Source organism: Sphingomonas paeninsulae (genome assembly GCF_003660165.1).
Classification (GTDB): domain Bacteria; phylum Pseudomonadota; class Alphaproteobacteria; order Sphingomonadales; family Sphingomonadaceae; genus Sphingomonas_O; species Sphingomonas_O paeninsulae.
Map to the genome: position 1 here is coordinate 394,127 of NZ_CP032828.1, position 19,136 is coordinate 413,262.

A 19,136-nucleotide genomic window follows, 5' to 3' on the forward strand; every position below is an offset into this window, starting at 1 on the left:
CATTCTTGGCCCCGTCACTCAAGGCCTGCGCCCCTGTCCGTGGATCAACAGGATCGAGAAATAGGGCGTGACACTTTCGGCCTCAATCAGTCGGGTGACCCGCTGGCCGGGCATGGCGGCATGTTCGACCAGCCAGGCCGCATCCTCGCGCCCGGCGGCAGTCACCGCGCGGCGCAGCTTGGGCAGGTTGCGCCCAATCTTCATCACCACCAATGCGTCGGTATCGCGGATACGCCGCGTCAGTTCCTCCTCGGGCAGAGTGGCCATAGCGATGGTCAGCACGTCATCGCCCCAAGTGATGGGTATGCCAGTCGCGTTCCACGCCCCCGCCATGCCAGTGATGCCAGGCACCACTTGCACGGGGACCATGCCGGCCAAACGGCCATGAAGATGCATGAACGAGCCGTAGAAGAACGGATCGCCCTCACACAGTACGACAACATCCTCGCCGGCCCGCGCCAGCACGACCAATCGCTCCGTGCATTCGGCGTAAAAGGCTGAAAGACGGGCGTTATAACGTGGATCGGATACAGGAATCTCGGTTGTTACCGGATATTCCATCGGGATTTCGAGCACGTCGGCGCGCAGCATTCCTTCGGCAATACGCCGCGCCTGTCCCGGCCGCCCGGCCTTACGGAAATAGGCAACATGGCGGGCACCCCGCACCAGTCGATCGGCGCGCACGCTCAGCAGATCAGGTGCACCGGGACCAAGCCCGACGCCGTGGATCGTTCCCGCTTGTATGGAATCTGGCACCCCGCTCATTCGGCGCGGCTCGCCAGGGCGTTGATCGCGGCGACCGTGATCGCGCTGCCGCCAAGTCGCCCTTCGACGATGCAGCAGGGTACCGGCCGCGCGGCCCACAGCGCGGCCTTGGATTCGACCGCGCCGACAAAGCCCACCGGGCAGCCGATGATGGCCGCTGGACGCGGACACTCGGGATCTTCCAGCATGTTGAGCAGATGGAAAAGCGCGGTCGGCGCATTGCCGATAGCGACCACAGCGCCGGCCAGATGCGGCCGCCACAATTCCAGCGCGGCGGCGGAACGGGTATTGCCCATTGCCCTCGCCATGCCCGGGACTTGTGGCGCATTCAGCGTACAGATGATCGAATTGGCAGCTGACAGACGCACACGGGTGATCCCTTCCGACACCATCCGGGCATCGCACAGCACCGGCGCGCCATCGGCCAGCGCCGCCCGCGTCGTTTGTGAAAAACCGGGCGAAAAACGGATATGCGCCGCCAGTTCGACCATTCCGGCGGCGTGGATCATCCGCACCGCCACCGGCTCCTCGTCGGTCGAAAAGCGCAGCAGATCAGCTTCGGCACGGATCGTAGCGAATGACTGACTATAAATGGCCGCGCCATCGGTTTCATAGACATGGGGCATCAGGTGGCTCCGAATCGGGCAAGAATCTCCGCCGGGCCAACGGCAGAGCGCACGGCAAGCGCACCGGCGGGCGCGTTCAGGGAAAGATCGAACCGGCCATCCCGGCCGGTCAGCGTGACATCGGCCGCGCGCGGGTGGGCACAGCCCTTTGCGCAGCCCGAAACATGGAGCCGTCCCTCGATGTACGGGGCAAGACGCCGGGCGAAATCGCGGGTTTCGACCGAGGCCTGCGGACAGCAGGGCGCGCCCGGACAGGCATCGACATGCAGCAGCGGGTCTGCAGGATCGTTGATCAGTCCATCGGCGCAGACGGCGGGTGCGCCTTCCAGCAACAGCACTCGCCACGGCGTGATCCTCATGGCTCCGGCTGACGATGTTTCCATAGCCCCGGCCAGCATCCGCGCTTCTACCCGGCCGAACGGCAGGCCATAGGCCATACCGAGATCATGCCGACCCGGCGCGATGCGAACAGCGGACGGCGTGGGCAAAATATCGCCATTGGCCCAGTCGGGCAGGGCAATCCTATGCCGGGTCATGCGCCCCGCATCCGCGCCACCGCTTGTCGCGAACCACTGCGCCAGCGCGATCAGAGCGTCCACTTCCTCACCCGCAGCAACCGCAACACCGGCAGGATGCCCATCGGCTCTCAGGATCAGGCCGCCATCCCCGCCACGCTCGATACGGAAATCGCCCGCCTCGCCGCTTAGGGCGCAGGACGGACCGGCATCGACGACGAAACCTACTTTGCCCGGCAAATCGGGCAGTTCATCCAGCCGGGTCAGCAACTCGCCCGCAATACGGTGGCTGTCATCACCCGCCCGCCAATCCGGCACGACCAGAATGTTGCGCCGCTTTTCAATAACGGGGTCGGTGTCCACGAGGTCCAGCGCCAGCAATCGGCCGAGCAGCGCCTGCGAGCCATTTTCATCAACGCCCCGAATCTGGAGATTGGCACGCGCAGTCATTTCGATCAGGCCATTGCCATTCGCGATAGCCGCATCGCACAGGCCCAGCACCTGTACGCGCGTAAGGCGACCAAGCCGCGGCTTTACCCGTACCAGCAAGCCGTCGCCCGCCATCATCGGATGCCAGGCATCGGGACACCAGCCCTTGACCGAGAAGCTGCTCATGCCCTGTCCCCAACGCTGGTGGATATCGGCAGGCTGGCAAGGATGGAATTGCGCCGGGTCTGCCACAACCCTGCGGCATGGAGCGCGGCAAAGCGGGCTTCCATCGCCGCCAGCGCGTCGGGGTTCTCCCGCTCAAGAAACACACGAACATCGACACGCCCCAGCGTCGCATCATGATAGAGGTCGAACAGGTGCGGCGGGACGCTGCCTGAAAGATGGGCAAAGGCACCCATATGGTCCAGCGTCGCGGCCAGTTCCGCAGCTCCGCGAAAGCCGTGGCGCATCATGCCTGCGACCCAGCCGGGATGCGCGGCACGGGCGCGGACGACGCGGGAAATCTCTTCGGTCACGCTGCGCGCCGAGGGATGCATCGGGTCGCGATTGTCGAGGTGATAGAGCGCCACTGTCCCACCCGAGAGCGCCTTGGCAGCGGCAAAGCCTGCCTCATGCGCGGCATAGTCGGCCGCCAGCAACAGGTCGGTTTCGGGCAAGTCCTGAAGATGGACAAAGGCGTCGGCCCCCTCCACACGCTGCCGCAAACCTTCGGGGTCGGCGGTGGCACCGGTCGCGTCGGAGGTCCCATCAAACGCATGGTCTGATGCCGCCAGCCATGCCTCCCCGGCCGCACGTCGGGCCGCATCGGTATAAACCTCGGCCGCATCGCCAAGGCCGAGGCCATAGCTGCCAGGGGCAGGACCATAGACGCGCGGGGCTGCAATCTGCCCCGCAAACGGATTCCAGTCCGATGACTCGTCCCGCAAACATAGCGCGCGCACGGCTTGTCCGAACAGCATAGGCAGCGTCGGAAAGGCATCGCGGAACAGGCCGGAGATACGCAAGGTAACGTCGATGCGTGGCCGGTCCAGCAGCGCAAGAGGCAGAATTTCGACGCCCGTCACCCGTTCGGATGTCATGTCCCAAACCGGTTTTGCGCCCAGCAGGTGCAGTGCCATGGCAAATTCCTCGCCCGCCGTGCGCATCGTCGCCGATCCCCACAGATCAACCACCAGCCCACGCGGATAGTCGCCATGATCCTGCAAGTGCCGCCGGATCAACTCCTCCGCGAGCGTAACCCCCTGCGCATGGGCCGTGCGCGATGGCACCGCGCGGGGATCGATCGCGTAGAGGTTTCGCCCTGTCGGCAGCACGTCGCTGCGCCCGCGAAATGGGGAGCCGGAGGGGCCGGGAGGAACACGCCGTCCGTCCAGCGCAACCAGCAATCCGGCCCGCTCGGCCGCCCCCTGATCGCCCTGCCCAAAGACATGCAATCCGTCACCGAACTGGCTTTCCTTTACGTCGCAAACGAAGCGGTCGATCCGGGTGATCGCCTCAACCAGCGTAGCCGCACCATCAAGGCCCAGCTCGGCTTCCAGCCCCAGCGTTCGCGCTTCCTCGCGGATGGTTTCCTGCAGACGGTCGCGGCGGGCCGGGTCCAGCCCGTCGGCATTGGAAAATTCATCCAGCAGCGCCTCGATCCGGGCCAGGCCCGCGCCGTTTTCGCTTTGCATCAGTGGCGGCGGAACGTGCCCGATGGTGACAGCGCCGATGCGCCGCTTGGCTTGCGCAGCTTCGCCGGGATCGTTGACGATGAACGGATAGATCACCGGCATCGCGCCGGTCAGCGCCTCGGGCCAGCAAGCACCGGAAAGGGCAACCGACTTGCCCGGCAACCATTCCAGCGTACCGTGCGCGCCGATATGGACCAGCGCGTCCACACCCCGTTCGCGTAGCCAGAAATAGAAGGCGACATAGGCATGGCGCGGACAGCGGGAGAGATCGTGATAGTCCCCGTCGCGACTGGTCCGGTCGCCCCGCTCGGGCTGCAAGGCGACAAGCACGTTACCGACAGACAGCGCGGCAAAACAAAAGGCACCGTCGACGACTGCCAAATCGGTTTCCGGCTCGCCCCACGCGGCGGAAAGATCAGTGCGCAAGGCCTCGGGCAACGCGGCCAATGCCTTGCGATACTCGACCACCGGCCAGAGCAGATGCTCACTTTTAAGGCGTACCGCCAAATCGGTCTGACAGCTCGTGGCATATCCCGCATCAGCCATGTCGGCCAATATTGCCTCGGCGGACGCAAGCGCATCCAGCCCCACGGCATGGGCCATCTGATATGCCTTGCCAGGATAGGTCGACAGGATCAAAGCAACGCGCCGCTCGCAGGCAGGCTTGCGCGCTAGTGCAACCCATCCTGCCACCCGCGCGGTGATCGCCTCGATCCGATCGGGATCGGCGCGATGGACCTTGCGGACAAATGCCAGCGCGGGATCGCGTTCGCCCGCCTCCTTGAAGCTGGCGACCCCCGCAAAAACCCGCCCGTCAATCTCGGGCAGCACGACATGCATGGCGAGGTCCGCCGGGGAAAGCCCGCGCGATGCCGCCACCCAGGCCGCGCGGCCAGACGTAGCGAGCGCCAGTTGAAAGACCGGCACGCCCGCGCCATCGAGCGGGGTATCGCCATCCTCGCCGCGCGCGGAAAAGGCGGTGGCGTTGATGATCGCCGCCGGGCCTAGGCTGCGCACCCAGCGGTCCACCTGATCGCGCACCTGCGGAGCTTTCAACGAAAGAACGAAAATCGACAGCGCATCAAAACTCCGCCGTTCGAACGCGGTATGGAGAGCGGCAAACGGGTCCAGATCGTGCGCGGTCAGATAGGAGCGATAGAAGATGATCATGACCAGCGGCCGTTCGGGAACGCGCGGGAAGGTTTCAGGATCGACCACACCCCTGCCGGGATGCCAGCCCCCCGCCATAGGCAGCGGCTCGCAATTTTGGAGAGGGGTATCGATCAGCCCCGCCAGTCGTGAGAGCTCAACAAGGGCCGCCTGCGCTGCTCCTGCACCACCTGCGTCGCACAAATGGGCAAGGTCTCGCAAAGCAGACACCGGGACGGTCGAAACCGCATCCAGCCGCCCGTCTTCCCATCCGTCACCGGGCAGCACGGCCAGCGCGATGCCGCGCGACCGGGCCAGAGCCTCGACCTGTTGCAGCCCATAACTCCAATAAGGCGTACCGCCGATCAGCCGGATCAGGATCGCCTTCGCGCCCGACAGCGTCCGCTCGACATAAGTGTCGACCGATAGCGGATGCATAAGCGCCGCCAGGTTGGCGAGCCTAAGCGTAGGAAATGCCGCATCATCCGCGCGGGCCTGATGCCATGCCGCCGCGAACGCCCCGAGGTCGCTGTCTGAAAAGGACAGCACCACCAGATCCGCAGGCTCTTGCCCCAGATCCTGCGGGACGGCAGTTTCCTCCATCCCATGGGTTTCGCGGAAGATGACGTGCATGGTGCGCGCCTAGCTCAACAGCACCGCGCGAATGGCGTCGGCATCGATATGGTCATGCTCGGCAATGGCGACGAGCGTGGTGCGCCGCGCCTCGTCGGGCCGCCACGGACGGTCATACTGATGACGCACCCGCGCACCCACCGCCTGCACCAGCAGCCGCATCGGTTTTCCAACAACGGCGGCATAGCCCTTCACACGCAGGATATTGTGATCGCGGGCCAGCGTTTCTATTCGCGCCACAAAGGCCGCCGGATCAGCAATCTCGCCCAGTTCGACGACAGTGCTGTCAAAATCATCGTGCTCGTGATCGTCTTCTCCATCATGGTGTGATGGGCGCGCTGCGATATCGTTCTCTGCGGCGGCATCAAGCCCCAGAATGATACGCGGATCGACTACGCCTTCGGTAAGTTCGATCACCGGCACAGCGCGTGGAGCCTCCGCCGCGATAATCGCACGCGCGGCGGCGACGCCCTCGGGTCCGGCCAGATCAACCTTTGTGAGCAGGATCATGTCGGCGCAGGCGAGCTGATCCTCGAACACTTCCGACAGCGGCGTCTCATGATCGACGCTCGGATCAGCGGCACGCTGAGCGTCGAGCGCGGCAACATTGGGCGCAAATCGTCCTGCCGCAACCGCCTCGGCATCGGCCAGCGCCAGCACGCCGTCCACGGTGATCCGGCTGCGGATCGCAGGCCAGTCGAATGCCTTGAGCAGTGGCTTGGGCAGCGCGAGGCCTGACGTCTCGATCAGAATATGATCCGGGCGCGGATCGAGCGCGAGCAGCTTTTCGACCGTGGGGATGAAATCATCCGCCACGGTGCAGCAGATGCAGCCATTGGCCAGCTCGACGATGTTTTCTGCCGGGCAATCGGGAATGGCGCAGGATTCGAGAATCTCGCCGTCCACGCCCAACGAACCGAATTCGTTCACCACCACCGCCAGCCTGCGCCCGCCGGCATTGCGGATCAGATGGCTGATGAGCGTGGTTTTTCCAGCGCCCAGAAACCCTGTAACGATAGTGACCGGCACCTTGGACAGGTCGGACATGGCAATTCCCCGTGCGCCGGAGCGAGAACAAGCGGGGGCTTGCCGGACAGGTCCGGTCGGCGCGCGACCACGGGCGGGCGCGATGAAGCACCCGTTACCGCGCGACCGTGCAGCCCCAGCCGCACAGCTTCGTCGCTCAGACGGAGTTCACCGTGCCGCGGCCATCCCCTGGACCAAGGCAAGAGCGACCAGACGCCGGCAGGTCTCCTGGCTCGCGGGTCACAGCTTGATGCACACCTTCCCAGACTTGCACGAATGCGTTGTCCAGTGGTCGCTCCTGTGGTCAGGAGCATGTGCATCGCGCTATCCGCTTACAGTTGCAGGGACAGCCACGGATTTGGAAGCAAGCTCCCGCACCGCATTCCCGATTAAGCCCCTTGCGGGGGCACCGGCGCGATCAATGAAGGGCGGAATCAATCCGTCCTTCGATGATCGCCCTAGAGGAAAATACAAGCCAAGCCAATTGATGTTGTTGCGCCTTCCTCTTCTTGGCTGAGAATGATGTAACGACGCGCACGGTTAGGTGGGGACGATCAGGGAACGACGGGCACTTCGATCTCGTCGAAGCGCTTCCAGCGGTAGATCGCAAAGCTTGCAAGCCAACAGAGCACGAAAAGTCCGATGATGGCGAAGCCAAGGCTGTTGAAATTCTCACCCAGTTTCGCAGCAAGACTCCATGGCCACCCCGTCAGGCCAAGCTTGTCGCCGATCAGGGCCAATGTCTCAATTCCGCCAATGACAATTGCCACAATGGCCGAGATCAGGGTGATGGTGATGTTGTAATAGAGCTTGCGGATCGGTTTCACGAAGGCCCATTCATAAGCGCCCAGCATCACCACACCGTCGGCCGTATCGATCAGGGCCATACCGACCGCGAACAGCGCAGGCAGGACTAAAATCGTTCCGATCGACAGGCCATTGGCAGCCTGGCTGGCCGACATGCCCAGAATGGCGACTTCGGTTGCGGTATCGAACCCCAGCCCGAACAGAAACCCCAGCGGGGCCATATGCCAGCTCTTGTTCACGAGGCGGAACATTGGCCTGAACATCCGCGAAAGCAGACCGCGCCCACCCAATAACAGGTCAAGATCGTCGTCGACATAGTTGCCGCCCGCGCGAACATGGGCAAAGGTCCGCCAGACGGAGTGCAGGATGACAAGGTTCATGCCTGCAATGGTGAACAGGAAAAGTGCGGAAATCATGGTCGCGATTACGCTGCCCATTTCCTTGAAGGCACCGAACCCCGACAGCGCGCTGGCCGTCACCGCGATGGTGATCGACGCGATGGCAATGATCCCCGAATGCCCGATCGCAAACCAGAAGCCGACCAAAACCGGGCGCTGACCTTGCTGCATCAGCTTGCGGGTTACATTGTCGATGGCCGCAATATGATCGGCATCAACCGCGTGACGCAGGCCGAGTCCCCAGGCAAGCAAAGCGGTGCCCAGCATCAGGGGTTGCGCGTGGAACAGGCTGTATGCCCAGATCCACACCGCGATGTTGGCCGCGATCAGTCCTGCAAACAAGATGCTGATCTTTCGGCGTAGGGACAGTGATACTGATGCGACAGATGCAATCATGACTGGCTCCGTGATCGACGGGGAAATGGGTAGCGTGAGAGCCGCCGCCGGATACGCCGCCAAATTCGCCGCAGGTCGCGGCCAAGTTTGCGGATACCCATCCAGGCTCCGGTCCCGCACACGAACGTGACCGCTGCGAGCAAGGGCAGGATAACGATATACCGCCAAGGGCTGTGGCGCAGGCCGGGCAGATCAAAGCTGTGGGGGCGCTCCATAGCCAGCGCTCGGCGCGCGCGGTGCCATCGACCGCACGCAGCAAAGTGCCGGACACCGCGTCGATATAAAGGCGCGTGGCTTGCGGATCAGCCAGCACCGCACGCCACACCGGCAATCGCACCGACTCCTTATGCGCATAGTAATAGCTGTCGCCCTCGGACAGCAGGGAAAGCGATGCGACACGAGGGCCGTTCCGCAATGCGACCGCGATGTCCGCCCCCGTCAGTATCGCGGGCTTGCCCGAACTGTTCAGCCGGACCATGCGTCCATCCGCGGCAATCGCAACAAGCGCCATTTTTCCGCCAAGCGGCGCGCTTTCTACGCGGACCGTATCGATGGGAAGGCGGCTTATATTGGCCAGCGCGGCCCGCATGTCGGCCCAGTGCATCGTGCCTGCAAGGTACTGACGTTCCACAAGTCCGGCATTGCTGTCGAACAGCCCCCAGGGATTCATCGAGAACAGGCCACTCCCGACCCAGGTGAGGGTGAGCAGGCCAAAGACCAGTCCCGCCATATGATGCCACCACCACAGGCCGCGATAGGGCGAGCCGATCGTTCCGTCCTTGCCCCGCATTAATCGGATAATACCGATCCAGATACCGGTGACGGTAAGGAAGCAGCCGGTCAGCGATGTCCAGATAACGACCTGGCTCCACGCAACTGGGTTCTGGCGAAGCACCGTCGGGTAAAGCCAGTGCGGAACCGCGCCGAGCCAGCCCCAGAAGCGCTCAAATCGGGTCGTTTTTTGGACAACTTCACCGGTCAGGCCAGCGATGTAGGCCGTCGAGCCTGCGGCGTCGGCATAGTCTACCCGATAGAGCGGTCGGTTGGCGCGAAATGCCTGAACGGTCCATTGATCGACGAAAATCGGCGTTATCGCGGCCACAGGTCCGTCAATCCCGACGTTGCGCCCGAATTCCGCCCCGACCTTGCCGAGATCTTCGCTGGAAAGCGTCGTCAAGAGAGCGCCGGACCCGAGGTCATAGCTCTGCGGTGAGGCGCGCATCTGCCAGATCGCGCGCCCATCACCCTTTTCAGGCACGACCCGCAGCACGGCCTTGCCCGCGACCATCTCAAGGCGGGCCGAGGCCAGTCCAGCATCGGGTGCCAGGGCAATCCGTGCCAGACTGCCACCGAACGGCAAATGCAGCGGTGACAAGCCCCGCAATTGCTCGGTCGGCAGCAGCCGGGGGTAATCGACAAACAACATCACGAACCCGGTAAGGCACCACAGCGTCATCACCGTGCCGATGATGACCCCCATCCAGCGATGCAGGACGAGCAGCGCCCGCAACAGCCGACCCCGGCTGCGCGGGGGTGCCGTCGCCACGGGTTTCGTGAAACCATGCATGGTCAAAACCGCCCGCTGATCGAAACTTCGATCGAGCGAGGCCGCCCGAGCAACCATTGCTCGTCATTATAGGTGGTGGTCGCATAGTTCTTGTCGAACAGATTGTAGACCCGCAGGTTGGCCGCGACATTCTTCGTCACCGCGAACGAAATACCGCCATCCACCACGGCATAGCCGGGCACGCGAAACTGGTTGGCGTTGTCAGAGTAAGTCTTGCCGACATACCGCAGGCCGAGGCGTGTCTGAAAACGCGCAGTCACATCATAGCGCAGCCAGAGATTAGCGGTGGCTTCGGGCACGCTCGGCGGAGTCTTGCCGCTATAGGATATGCCCCCGGTGTTGAACGAATCGAAGCGGGCCTCCAGTACGCTGGCATTGGCATCGAGTCCGAACCCTTCCGGCAATTCGAGCGAGAGCAAGCCTTCCAGGCCCTTCGATGACCGCTGGCCGACCTGCAACAGCGTGGTACTCATCAGGTCGGCGGGATCGCGTACCAACAGATTCTTCTTCACGATGCGGTAAGCCGCGAAGGTGAAGGTTCCTCGCCCGTGCCAGAAGGCCGCCTTGAAACCGGCCTCGACCTGATCGCCGGTAGTGTTCCTGAATTGAGCATCGCTCGGGGAAAAGGTCACGAGAGAACCCAGCGGATCAACCGCAGTGGCATATTGGGCATAGAAGGACAGTGTAGGCAGCGGTTGATAGACTGCGCCGATCCGCCAGGTCGTATTGTTGAGCGACTTGTCCAGAACCTGCGTCTCGGCAGCGTTCGCCGCTATCGTATAGCGCTTCACATTGGCGTGTTCGTGATTGATCCCGGCGACCAGCGAGATCTGGTCGTTCAATTTCAGCCGGTCTTCGGCAAAGAAAGAATATTGCAGGGTGCGGGTACGAAAAACGGGCTGGATCGGGACCGTGGTGTCGAACAGGCCCGGAACGAAGATGAAGGGATCGACCGGGCTATCGGAAATGGAGGCCGCTCCCGGATAGAAATTGTTCGAATGCCTGAATTTGATGTCGTTGACGTCGAAACCGATCACGAAATCATTATGCAGGCCCGCGATCGGATGGCTGACCGTCAGGCTGGTTTGGTCGCCGACCTGAGTCTGGGCATGATCGATCCCCAGATAGTCGGTACGATCAACCTTGCTGGTCGTGCCGTCCCAGAAATAGCTCTCAAGGTTGCGCCAGTGCCTGCTTGTGGTCAGGCGATAGGCCGTGCTGACAAGCTGGATGCCATCGGCCAATCCCCACTCAGCCCTCAGCGTGGTGCGATTGTCCTCAAAATGCATAACCGCATCCGAGACATTGTAGTTCAGGCGCTTGTTGCGGTCATCGAGCCTGCCGTCGATCAGCGGCGTTCCAAAATAGCGCATCGGATGCTGATCGCTATAATCGTCCGACAATGTGAGGCTGAAGTTGTCGGTCGGGGCGAAGCGCAGTGAGCCGGAAACGGCAAAGCTCTTCGAATTGCCGCGCTCAACCCAGCCATCTGAACCGGTCCGACTGGCATCGACCCGATAGGATAGCGTTTGGTTCACGGGGCCGCCGGCACCGGCACCGATACGCCAACTGTTCTGCGATCCGTAGCCTGCCTCGAAATCGAAAACCGTCCGATCCTGCTGCGGCTTTTTCGATATGACATTGACCGCGCCGCCAATTGCGCCTTGCCCATAGAGGACCGAGGCAGGACCACGCAGCACTTCGATCCGGTCGACAGTCCAGGGATCGGTCGGAAAGGTCACGGTGCCCGCGCCGGGATAAAGCCTGACGCCGTCATAGAGGATCATGACAGAGCCCTGATCGCTGAAGCCACGTGCGGCGAGGCCAGTTCCGCCGTTGCCGGGATTTGCAACCGAACTGATGCCGGTGGCGCGCGTGACGGCATCGACAATCGACAGGTCGCCCCGCGCGCGGATAACATCGCCCGATAATGTCTCGATGCTGGCCGGCGTCTCGAGGATAGTCAGGCCAAGGCGGCTTCCCGTTTGCGTGGCCTCATTGGCGTTGTTGGGGTCGGTGCCGATTACAAGGATATCGGAATTGCTTCCTGCGTCGGATGCCGTTTCGGCATGAGCAAGTGCAGGCAAAAGAAGCGCGGCGAGCGCGCTGCTGGAAAGGATGGTCTTGATCACAAATAGTCCCCCGGCGTCTTGCGACGTGGCCGGGGCAAACCCGCGCGAACGGGCGACACGCGCGGCGGCCGGACGCCAAAGGCGACCGACGCACGTCTCCGATGCGGCCCCAGCCGCTCGTTCGTCGCTCAGACGGAGTTCACCGTGCCGCGGCCATCCCCTGGACCAAGGCAAGAGCGACCAGACGCCGGCAGGTCTCCTGGCTCGCGGGTCACAGCTTGATACACGCCTTCCCAGGCCTCGCATGATTTAGCGTCCGGCCCAGTGGCTGCCTCTTCAAGGAGAGGCTATGTGCATCGCGCTATCCGCTTACAGTTGCAGGGACAGCCACGGATTTGGAAGCAAAACTTCCGCACCGCATTCCCGATTAAGCCCCTTGCGGGGGCACCGGCGCGATCAATGAAAGCCGGAATAATCCGACTTTCGACACCTCGCCTAACTGAAGCGAACGAAAAAGCCAATAACTGAGGTTGCGCGATTTGGGCTGCTGCTTTTCCCGCGGGCGAAGGCGCGTGCCTGAAACGTGTCAACGGACATCAGAGTGTGACCTGACGACCGCCTGTCTGGCTGTGCTTTAACGGGTTGCCCTTCCACATTGACGAAGCGGAGCGACGTTCGTCGAAAACCACCTGTCATTCGTCGATGCGTTTTGAGGTTGATGGATCGCTGTAATGCATCCGTCGAATGCGCCGCGCGCCGGGCACGTGCATCACGTATCAAAGCCCTCAGCAGTCCCGTCACCCATTGCTGTATGTCAAAGACGGGCGTGCCAGAGGAGCATCGATCATGTCCACCATTGTCACCCGCACCGTCTTGTCATTTGGTCTAGTCTGCGTACTAGCAGCAGCGCCCGCGCTAGCTGAGCCGGGCATCCCCAGCGTGTCGGTCCGTACTGCCGATTTTGATGTCACAACGTCTACAGGCGAGCAGGCTCTCCGTAACCGTGTCGCGCGTGCGGTCCGCTTCGTCTGTGGCGATAACGATCAACGCGATCTTGAGGCATGGATGGAGCAGCGCGCATGTCGTGCGACTGCCTTGTCGAAAGCCCTCCCACAGGTGCAGATCGCGATTGCCAAGGTACGCACCCGCAACGCTTATACCGCGGAAATTACCAAGGCTGGGCGCCCCGCTTCCTGAGGTCACAGGTACAATTTCAGCTAAATCGTGGCGACGCTATCGAGGCCCATACGAAGGTAGATGCGAGCCAACTATCCGCGCTTCATCAGCGTGCGCGCCGAGGTGAGATAACTGCGCCCGATCCGTATCTCGCAATCGCTGGCAAGGACAGCGTACCAAGTGCCGAGCCCGTCGTGACGGAGCTTGGCGATCAAGTCACGCCGAACGATTGTTGAACGGTGCAGCCGGATGAAGCGCGCCGGGTCGAGCCGCTGCTCAAGCGCGCTGATCGTTTGGTGAAGCAGAAAACTTCGCGGGCCGATGTGAAGTCGCATATAATCACGCTCCGCCTCGATCCGTTCGATGGTCGTGGCAGCGATACGAATAACCTCGGAGCGGTGCGGCACCCAGAACTCTTCGACCCACGCCGGTACAGTATCAGGCGCGGCGTCGACCGCGGCGAGCGCTTCGGCGACACGGGCAACTGTCCTGGCAAGTCGCTCTGGCGCGACCGGTTTGAGCAGATAGCCCACTGCCGCGACATCGAACGCCGCCACAGCGAACTGATCGAAAGCGGTGCAAAAGATGATCGCGGGGCGCTTGGCCTTTCCCTCGAGCGCGCGCGCCACACCAAGTCCGTCAAGCCCCGGCATGGAGATGTCGAGCAGTACCAGCTCAGGCAGCAGCGCTTCGATAAGCCGCAGCGCCGCCTCACCATCGGACGCAGTTCCAACGAGATCGATCCCCGGTATCTGCGCGCACAGGATCTGCAACCGCTCGATCGCCAACGGTTCGTCGTCGACGATCAGCGTACGCAGCCTGCCCTCAACAGCCATCACGCACCAGCGGAAGCTTGAGCACTATCGCGAAGCCGCCGTCACTTTTCGGGCCCCAATGGCAGGTGGCTTCGTCTGCGTAGCGCGCGGTCAATCGATCACGGACATTGCGCAGGCCGACACCGATGCCGCCTTCTATCGCATCGACATAGATCGCATCGCCATCGTCTTCCACCGTGAGCGACAATCCAGTTGCGACTTCCTGCGCTGCAATCCGGATCGTCACCACCCGTTTCACGCGCGAGACCGCATATTTAACCGCATTCTCCACGAGCGGCTGCAGGATCAGGCCAGGAACGCAAGCGCTTAGCAATGCGTCGGGGACATCGATTTTGACGAGCAGCCGATCGGGAAAGCGCACCTTCTCAATATCGAGATAAAGCAGTTGCAGCGTTATTTCTTCGGACAATCGCACGTCTTCAGTCGGATCGCCAGTCAGGCTGGTGCGGTAGAATGTCGCGAGGTTGAGGATCATCCGCTCGGCTTCGTCGCGCTTGCCCCCTAGCAACATCGACGACAGCGAGTTCAACGTGTTGAAAAGGAAATGTGGATTGATCTGATAGCGCAAGGCCCTGAGCTCTGCGGATTGAGCGGCGGCGTGCAGCGTTGCGGTCCGTCGCTCCAGCGCGCCAATTTTGGCAGAATAGCACAGTGCCAGATAAAGGGCCGCCCAGGCGATAAAGAAGAAATAGCCATTGGCGGCCTGATCCGCGATCGCCTGAAGCGGGTCATCTCCGCACCGGTCTGGGACGGCATCGTGCCAAAGCCCACCGACATCGAACCCGGAGTCGGAGGTGGTGGCGGAGGAGGAGGAGGTGGTGGTGGTGGGACCGCGCTTGGTGCAGATGTCATCGTTGACCAATGCCACTGCATCACCGCGCCTTCGCCGATATGGTCGAACATGTACCAGTTGAGCGCAGAATAAAGTATTGCGGCGGGCACCGCGAGCAAGAGCGCAAGACCGATGCTACGCCTAAGGCGCATCGCCGAAACGCGGCGCATCAGCAGAAAGAAGATCACGGTCAATCCCGCGCTGCCTGCTGACACAATTGCGCGAGAACCCAGCATACCAGGCTGATTATGCTGATACAGTACCGCTCCGCGCAGGGACCAGATTACAAAATAAAATGCCCAAAAGCACGCGATCGAGATGAGCGCAACGTGCGGAGCGAGTGGCTCGGTGGTTCGATCGTCGGTCAGCATTGATCCACTGTACCCTGCCCCGCTCAAGCACGCATCCGGGGATTAGCCATTGGTCGAAGGCTGTAGGTCGCTTGTCGAAATTGCCGTGCCCCGCGTCATTAGCGACGCAGGCGGATTCTGTTTGAACCTGATGGGCGCTGAAGGCTGCGACGGCTCGCGCGTTTTTACCTCCGCCTTTTCCTAACGGCCGAGCACGACGTGCGTGGCGAGTTCGGTGGGTGCGGTCTCGATCACGCGATATCCGAGTTCGGGAAGGTTCAGGCCTTCAAACATCGCTTCGCCCCGTCCAAGCAAAACCGGAGAGAACGCAAAGTGCAGCTCGTCGATCAGGCTGGCCTGCAAATATTGGCGGACCGTGGACACGCCGCCGCCAATTTTGATATCCAGGTCACCAGCGGCGGCGCGTGCTTTCTCGAGCGCCGCGCGGATCCCGTCCGTCACGAAGTAGAAAATGGTGCCTCCCTCCATAACGATCGGATCGCGGGGGTAATGCGTCAGGATGAAGGTCGGTGCGTGATACGGTGGGTTCTCGTCCCACCACCCCCTCCAGTTGTCATCTGTCCACTCGCCGCGCGAATACGCAAACATGTTCCGCCCGAGGATGAAGGCGCCGAAGCCGTCCATAGAGCGATGGGCATAGCTATCGTCCACGCCTTCGGAACCACCGCTTTGCCCCAACATGGCTTTGAAGCTTTTCGTGCCGACGAACCAGCGGTGCAGTTCCGGTCCTCGCTTACCGAGAGGATCCTGAAGGCTCTGCTCGGGTCCGGCACCGAACCCGTCCAGTGACACACTAAACCCAGCAACTCTGACTTGTCCCATCACAGCCTCCCTTTGTGTATGCGATGTGCCATCACCGTTCTGCCTTCAACCGCCGCACACCGCCCTTTGGAGAAGGGTGGGCCATGTCGCTTCCAGCCAAGTCTCGTAACCCGTTTGCCGCGTCGCTCCCGATCGCCTCGGTGATAAATGTATCTACATTATTGTGTGGATAAAGGGGTGTTGTTTCAGGTCACTCGACCGGAACTAGCGCTCAAGATGATCGATCACGCCATGCCGCACCACAAAAGCCGTTCTGTGACGTTGATCGCATTGCCGGAGCACACCCCAAAAGCGCCTAGGCCAACAACCCGGGGTGGGCAAAGCCCACCCCGCGCGCCTCACAGGCCGTCGAGGCCTTTACTGACCAGAACGTTCACCGAAACGCGACGGTTCTGTGCTTTACCTTCGACGGTATTATTGTCCGCCAACGGGTCAGCTTCGGACATCCCGGTGGGGGTCAACATGCGATAGGGCTTCCAATGGCAGGCCTGCTGGAGATAGTTGACGACGCCACTGGCCCGCTTTTCGCTGAGCACCTGATTGAATTCCGGTCTCCCGGTAGAGTCGGTGTAACCCACGACGAGCAGCAGGGCGTTATTCATCCCCTCGGCAGCCGCTGCCGCCGCGCAGAGTTCGCTCTTAGCTTGCGGAGACACGACCGCCTTGCCCGTGTCGAAGTTCACGTTGGTCGTGCTCTTGACGTTATACTTGTCGATGTCTCCCATGCGGCCGCGCAGCGCCTCGGTGGCTGCGGTCTGTTCGCCAAAGCGCTGGTCGGTGCCATTGTGGATCATCGAGGCAGTCTTGAGATCCTTGCCGGTCAGCATGACCTGACTTGCGAGAAGGAAATTGCCCGACTGCAAGGTCTTGACTGTCACCGGCAGGCCATTGAGCAGCGACGTCGCCGCAAGCTTGTCGCGGTTGATGCCGAAGAGGCCCTTGCTGGCAGTAATACGGGTGGAATCGTCGATGGTAATGATCGATTTGGCACCGTCGGCGGCCGTGACCTGCACCCTGTCGCCGCTGCGCGCGGAGATGATGCCCTCTATCTCAGGCCCTTTGGTCATTGCAGACCGGTCAGGCGGGCTCGTGTCAGAAACGGTCACCGCGAGCGGAGCCGCCGGCGGCTCCTGCGTCTGCGCAGACACGCTGACCGACGCTACGCCGGCAAGCATTGTAACCAGCAAGAGAACTCTTGGACTTTTGGAAATGATATTCATTGCGCTACTCCTTCAAACTCGACCATTCGGGCCTGCGGATCGCAGCTTTTCGTCAGACCGCCGACCGCACAATGTCGTATTCGGCTGCGAGAACCCCTCCATTTAGTTGCGCAAGGTAGGCAGCGTGAAAGCTACACCTGAACGCGATGGATGTTCTGCGTGTTCAGATTTACCTGTCTGGCATATGAACAGCCCCGGTAACACTGGCGGTTTATCGTTAATTCGAGCGCAACTCGCGACAAACCGATGCAGACGTCGCTCGCCAAGCAAAGGTTCATGTTCTGATAGAGTTCCTCCACTGGAGGCTCGCGGATGCCGGCCCTCACCCGGACGCACAGCCTATTTGCCGGCATCCGAAAACCTTCACAAAGGCAGCCGTAGGGCGCCGATCTTCGCGCGCCTCATAGCAGCCATCCGAAGAGGGTGTTACATGCCCGCGGGCAATTAACTCAGGAATTCGAGAAATGCTGGCGATGATTCAACCAGGCGCGACGTTCAAGGATAACCTTCAGCAATTGCCGCCAATCGATTGCGTGCAACGCATCGACCTCGTCGATGGGAAGGGAGCTGTGGTCGCCAGCATGGAAAATCAGCCAGGCAAGCAAGGCTCGCTGGCCGTCTACCAATATCTGAAGCAGTTCTTTGATACTTTGGATGCGAAAGCGGCCGAACATGGCTTGGTTGTGTTTGCCGAGCACACGGCGGATGCGCGCAACCGCCCGGGCGCGCATCCGAATGTCGACCGCCTGCTTGCGATTGCCGCTGGCGGTACGCCGCTGAGTATCGAAGTCATCGCCGTCAGCCGCTGACCGCGCTGCTACGCCCCATTAGCGCCGTTCAGGCCATTAGCGCCGTTCAGGACTGGCTTTCGCTATTCTGGATCCCATGGCGAGGGCGCGCGCCGCGGCATGAATTGCACGTCTCCGGCTATCTGTGCTTCGGCAGACACGTGGGCACGCGATAACGCAGATAAAAGGATACGGATAAGCATGACGCCCGAAATCGCAATCCGGATGGCGCGTGCCGCCTTTAACCGAGCGCTCACCGATGCCGACCTAGCCGCGATTGGGTCAATCCTGGCGCCAAATGCTGTGCTTGTCGCCGGCACCGACAGCGCGCTGATCTCCGGCCGCAAGGCGCAACTCTTCGCTTGGAAGCGCGAATTCAGCTCGCCCGGGCGCACCGTCTATACCCGCACGCCTGAGACCATCGTTATATCTCCGATCGAGCCCATCGCGTTTGAACATGGGCAGTGGGTAGGCGTAGCGACCACGGACGGCCCCCCTCTCGCCAGCGGGAATTACAGCGCTAAATGGCGGCAGATCGGCAATGACTGGCTGATCGAGGCGGAGCTATTTCTGACCCTCGCCTGATCCCCAAGGTACCTGAAACATACTTAAGTTTATGGTCGCTCAGGTTCCGACAGCCCCGCACCTTACCGGCAGAGTGTGATTCGCTTGTTCGCGACGGAGGCTATCGACGGGGCTTTGCAGCCCTTCCCGCCCGCATCATGTCCGCTTCCGTCCACTTGCGGACGTTCCCGAATGGGCGGATGATTGGCCATGCTCATCCTTCTTGCCCTTTCAGCAGCATGACCCCTAAGGTTTGGTGGTGGGCAGAGTATTTGCGAGAGAGTAAGCGTTGCGGTGCGGTTTTCAACGTTGACGCTCCCGGCCCAGCGGGTGACGGCGTGAATTTCGACGAGGACTACAGGCGGATCATCCTAAGCCGGAGCAGGGCTCGCCCACGCAAGCCAATTGACTGTATCGATGCTTGGGCGAAGCGCCGGAACATCCCTGTCC

General features: G+C 61.8%; 15 protein-coding genes and 2 riboswitches. Of the genes, 3 read left to right on the plus strand and 12 right to left on the minus strand.

Annotation, left to right across the window (positions count from 1 at the left end):
- Nucleotides 1-18: 18 nt before the first annotated feature.
- From cobI to D3Y57_RS03120, 8 genes are all read right to left on the minus strand, one after another.
- Complete coding sequence (cobI, locus tag D3Y57_RS03085; protein WP_430738996.1) at nucleotides 19-744, minus strand: precorrin-2 C(20)-methyltransferase; 726 nt, start codon at nucleotides 742-744, stop codon at nucleotides 19-21.
- A gap of 17 nt (nucleotides 745-761) precedes the next feature.
- On the minus strand, nucleotides 762-1,391 hold the full coding sequence (locus tag D3Y57_RS03090) for a precorrin-8X methylmutase (protein ID WP_121151242.1): 630 nt from the start codon (nucleotides 1,389-1,391) through the stop codon (nucleotides 762-764).
- The gene (locus tag D3Y57_RS03095) at nucleotides 1,391-2,521 is read right to left on the minus strand and encodes a cobalamin biosynthesis protein CobG (protein ID WP_121151244.1); all 1,131 of its coding nucleotides are present in this window, start codon (nucleotides 2,519-2,521) and stop codon (nucleotides 1,391-1,393) included. The genes D3Y57_RS03090 and D3Y57_RS03095 overlap by 1 nt, the downstream gene beginning before the upstream one ends.
- On the minus strand, nucleotides 2,518-5,811 hold the full coding sequence (cobN, locus tag D3Y57_RS03100; protein ID WP_121151246.1) for a cobaltochelatase subunit CobN: 3,294 nt from the start codon (nucleotides 5,809-5,811) through the stop codon (nucleotides 2,518-2,520). Before cobN ends, D3Y57_RS03095 begins: the two co-directional genes overlap by 4 nt.
- Nucleotides 5,812-5,820: 9 nt before the next feature.
- Complete coding sequence (gene cobW, locus D3Y57_RS03105) at nucleotides 5,821-6,858, minus strand: cobalamin biosynthesis protein CobW (RefSeq protein ID WP_121151248.1); 1,038 nt, start codon at nucleotides 6,856-6,858, stop codon at nucleotides 5,821-5,823.
- 180 nt (nucleotides 6,859-7,038) lie between these two features.
- Nucleotides 7,039-7,266, minus strand: a riboswitch (cobalamin riboswitch).
- Between the two features lie 125 nt (nucleotides 7,267-7,391).
- A complete protein-coding gene (locus D3Y57_RS03110) occupies nucleotides 7,392-8,309 on the minus strand; it encodes a HoxN/HupN/NixA family nickel/cobalt transporter (protein WP_347400377.1) in 918 nt (305 codons plus the stop codon).
- The gene (locus tag D3Y57_RS03115) at nucleotides 8,257-10,062 is read right to left on the minus strand and encodes a peptidase (protein ID WP_347400380.1); all 1,806 of its coding nucleotides are present in this window, start codon (nucleotides 10,060-10,062) and stop codon (nucleotides 8,257-8,259) included. Before D3Y57_RS03115 ends, D3Y57_RS03110 begins: the two co-directional genes overlap by 53 nt.
- On the minus strand, nucleotides 10,008-12,137 hold the full coding sequence (locus D3Y57_RS03120) for a TonB-dependent receptor (RefSeq protein ID WP_121151252.1): 2,130 nt from the start codon (nucleotides 12,135-12,137) through the stop codon (nucleotides 10,008-10,010). The genes D3Y57_RS03115 and D3Y57_RS03120 overlap by 55 nt, the downstream gene beginning before the upstream one ends.
- 172 nt (nucleotides 12,138-12,309) lie before the next feature.
- Nucleotides 12,310-12,544, minus strand: a riboswitch (cobalamin riboswitch).
- Between the two features lie 379 nt (nucleotides 12,545-12,923).
- On the opposite strand from D3Y57_RS03120, the gene D3Y57_RS03125 reads away from it, so the two are divergent.
- Nucleotides 12,924-13,274 (plus strand): UrcA family protein, encoded by a 351-nt coding sequence (locus D3Y57_RS03125; RefSeq protein WP_162986912.1) that lies wholly within the window; start codon nucleotides 12,924-12,926, stop codon nucleotides 13,272-13,274.
- Between the two features lie 71 nt (nucleotides 13,275-13,345).
- Here the strand turns inward: D3Y57_RS03125 and D3Y57_RS03130 are convergent, their stop codons facing one another.
- From D3Y57_RS03130 to D3Y57_RS03145, 4 genes are all read right to left on the minus strand, one after another.
- Nucleotides 13,346-14,089: a LytR/AlgR family response regulator transcription factor gene (locus D3Y57_RS03130; RefSeq protein ID WP_121151256.1), complete on the minus strand. Its 744-nt coding sequence runs from the start codon at nucleotides 14,087-14,089 to the stop codon at nucleotides 13,346-13,348.
- Nucleotides 14,079-14,957, minus strand: a complete 879-nt coding sequence (locus D3Y57_RS03135) for a sensor histidine kinase (RefSeq protein WP_239025809.1) — start codon at nucleotides 14,955-14,957, stop codon at nucleotides 14,079-14,081. Before D3Y57_RS03135 ends, D3Y57_RS03130 begins: the two co-directional genes overlap by 11 nt.
- 515 nt (nucleotides 14,958-15,472) lie before the next feature.
- On the minus strand, nucleotides 15,473-16,114 hold the full coding sequence (locus D3Y57_RS03140; protein WP_121151260.1) for a dihydrofolate reductase family protein: 642 nt from the start codon (nucleotides 16,112-16,114) through the stop codon (nucleotides 15,473-15,475).
- Between the two features lie 338 nt (nucleotides 16,115-16,452).
- The gene (locus D3Y57_RS03145) at nucleotides 16,453-17,334 is read right to left on the minus strand and encodes an OmpA family protein (protein ID WP_121151262.1); all 882 of its coding nucleotides are present in this window, start codon (nucleotides 17,332-17,334) and stop codon (nucleotides 16,453-16,455) included.
- 473 nt (nucleotides 17,335-17,807) lie between these two features.
- Between D3Y57_RS03145 and D3Y57_RS03150 the strand changes: the two genes are divergently transcribed.
- Both D3Y57_RS03150 and D3Y57_RS03155 read left to right on the plus strand, forming a co-directional pair.
- Nucleotides 17,808-18,143, plus strand: a complete 336-nt coding sequence (locus tag D3Y57_RS03150; protein WP_121152090.1) for a DUF2322 family protein — start codon at nucleotides 17,808-17,810, stop codon at nucleotides 18,141-18,143.
- 180 nt (nucleotides 18,144-18,323) lie between these two features.
- Nucleotides 18,324-18,707, plus strand: a complete 384-nt coding sequence (locus D3Y57_RS03155) for a nuclear transport factor 2 family protein (RefSeq protein WP_430738992.1) — start codon at nucleotides 18,324-18,326, stop codon at nucleotides 18,705-18,707.
- The last annotated feature ends 429 nt before the right edge of the window (nucleotides 18,708-19,136 follow it).

Excerpts from the sequence above, each read along its gene's own strand:
- D3Y57_RS03150 (WP_121152090.1), top strand. The coding sequence starts at position 17,808 with ATGATTCAACCAGGCGCGACGTTCAAGGATAACCTTCAGCAATTGCCG.
- D3Y57_RS03125 (WP_162986912.1), top strand. The coding sequence starts at position 12,924 with ATGTCCACCATTGTCACCCGCACCGTCTTGTCATTTGGTCTAGTCTGC.
- D3Y57_RS03140 (WP_121151260.1), bottom strand. The coding sequence starts at position 16,114 with ATGGGACAAGTCAGAGTTGCTGGGTTTAGTGTGTCACTGGACGGGTTC.
- D3Y57_RS03130 (WP_121151256.1), bottom strand. The coding sequence starts at position 14,089 with ATGGCTGTTGAGGGCAGGCTGCGTACGCTGATCGTCGACGACGAACCG.
- cobW (WP_121151248.1), bottom strand. The coding sequence starts at position 6,858 with ATGTCCGACCTGTCCAAGGTGCCGGTCACTATCGTTACAGGGTTTCTG.
- D3Y57_RS03155 (WP_430738992.1), top strand. The coding sequence starts at position 18,324 with ATGACGCCCGAAATCGCAATCCGGATGGCGCGTGCCGCCTTTAACCGA.
- D3Y57_RS03115 (WP_347400380.1), bottom strand. The coding sequence starts at position 10,062 with ATGGTTGCTCGGGCGGCCTCGCTCGATCGAAGTTTCGATCAGCGGGCG.
- D3Y57_RS03145 (WP_121151262.1), bottom strand. The coding sequence starts at position 17,334 with ATGAATATCATTTCCAAAAGTCCAAGAGTTCTCTTGCTGGTTACAATG.
- cobN (WP_121151246.1), bottom strand. The coding sequence starts at position 5,811 with ATGCACGTCATCTTCCGCGAAACCCATGGGATGGAGGAAACTGCCGTC.
- D3Y57_RS03090 (WP_121151242.1), bottom strand. The coding sequence starts at position 1,391 with ATGCCCCATGTCTATGAAACCGATGGCGCGGCCATTTATAGTCAGTCA.
- D3Y57_RS03110 (WP_347400377.1), bottom strand. The coding sequence starts at position 8,309 with ATGCTGGGCACCGCTTTGCTTGCCTGGGGACTCGGCCTGCGTCACGCG.
- D3Y57_RS03095 (WP_121151244.1), bottom strand. The coding sequence starts at position 2,521 with ATGAGCAGCTTCTCGGTCAAGGGCTGGTGTCCCGATGCCTGGCATCCG.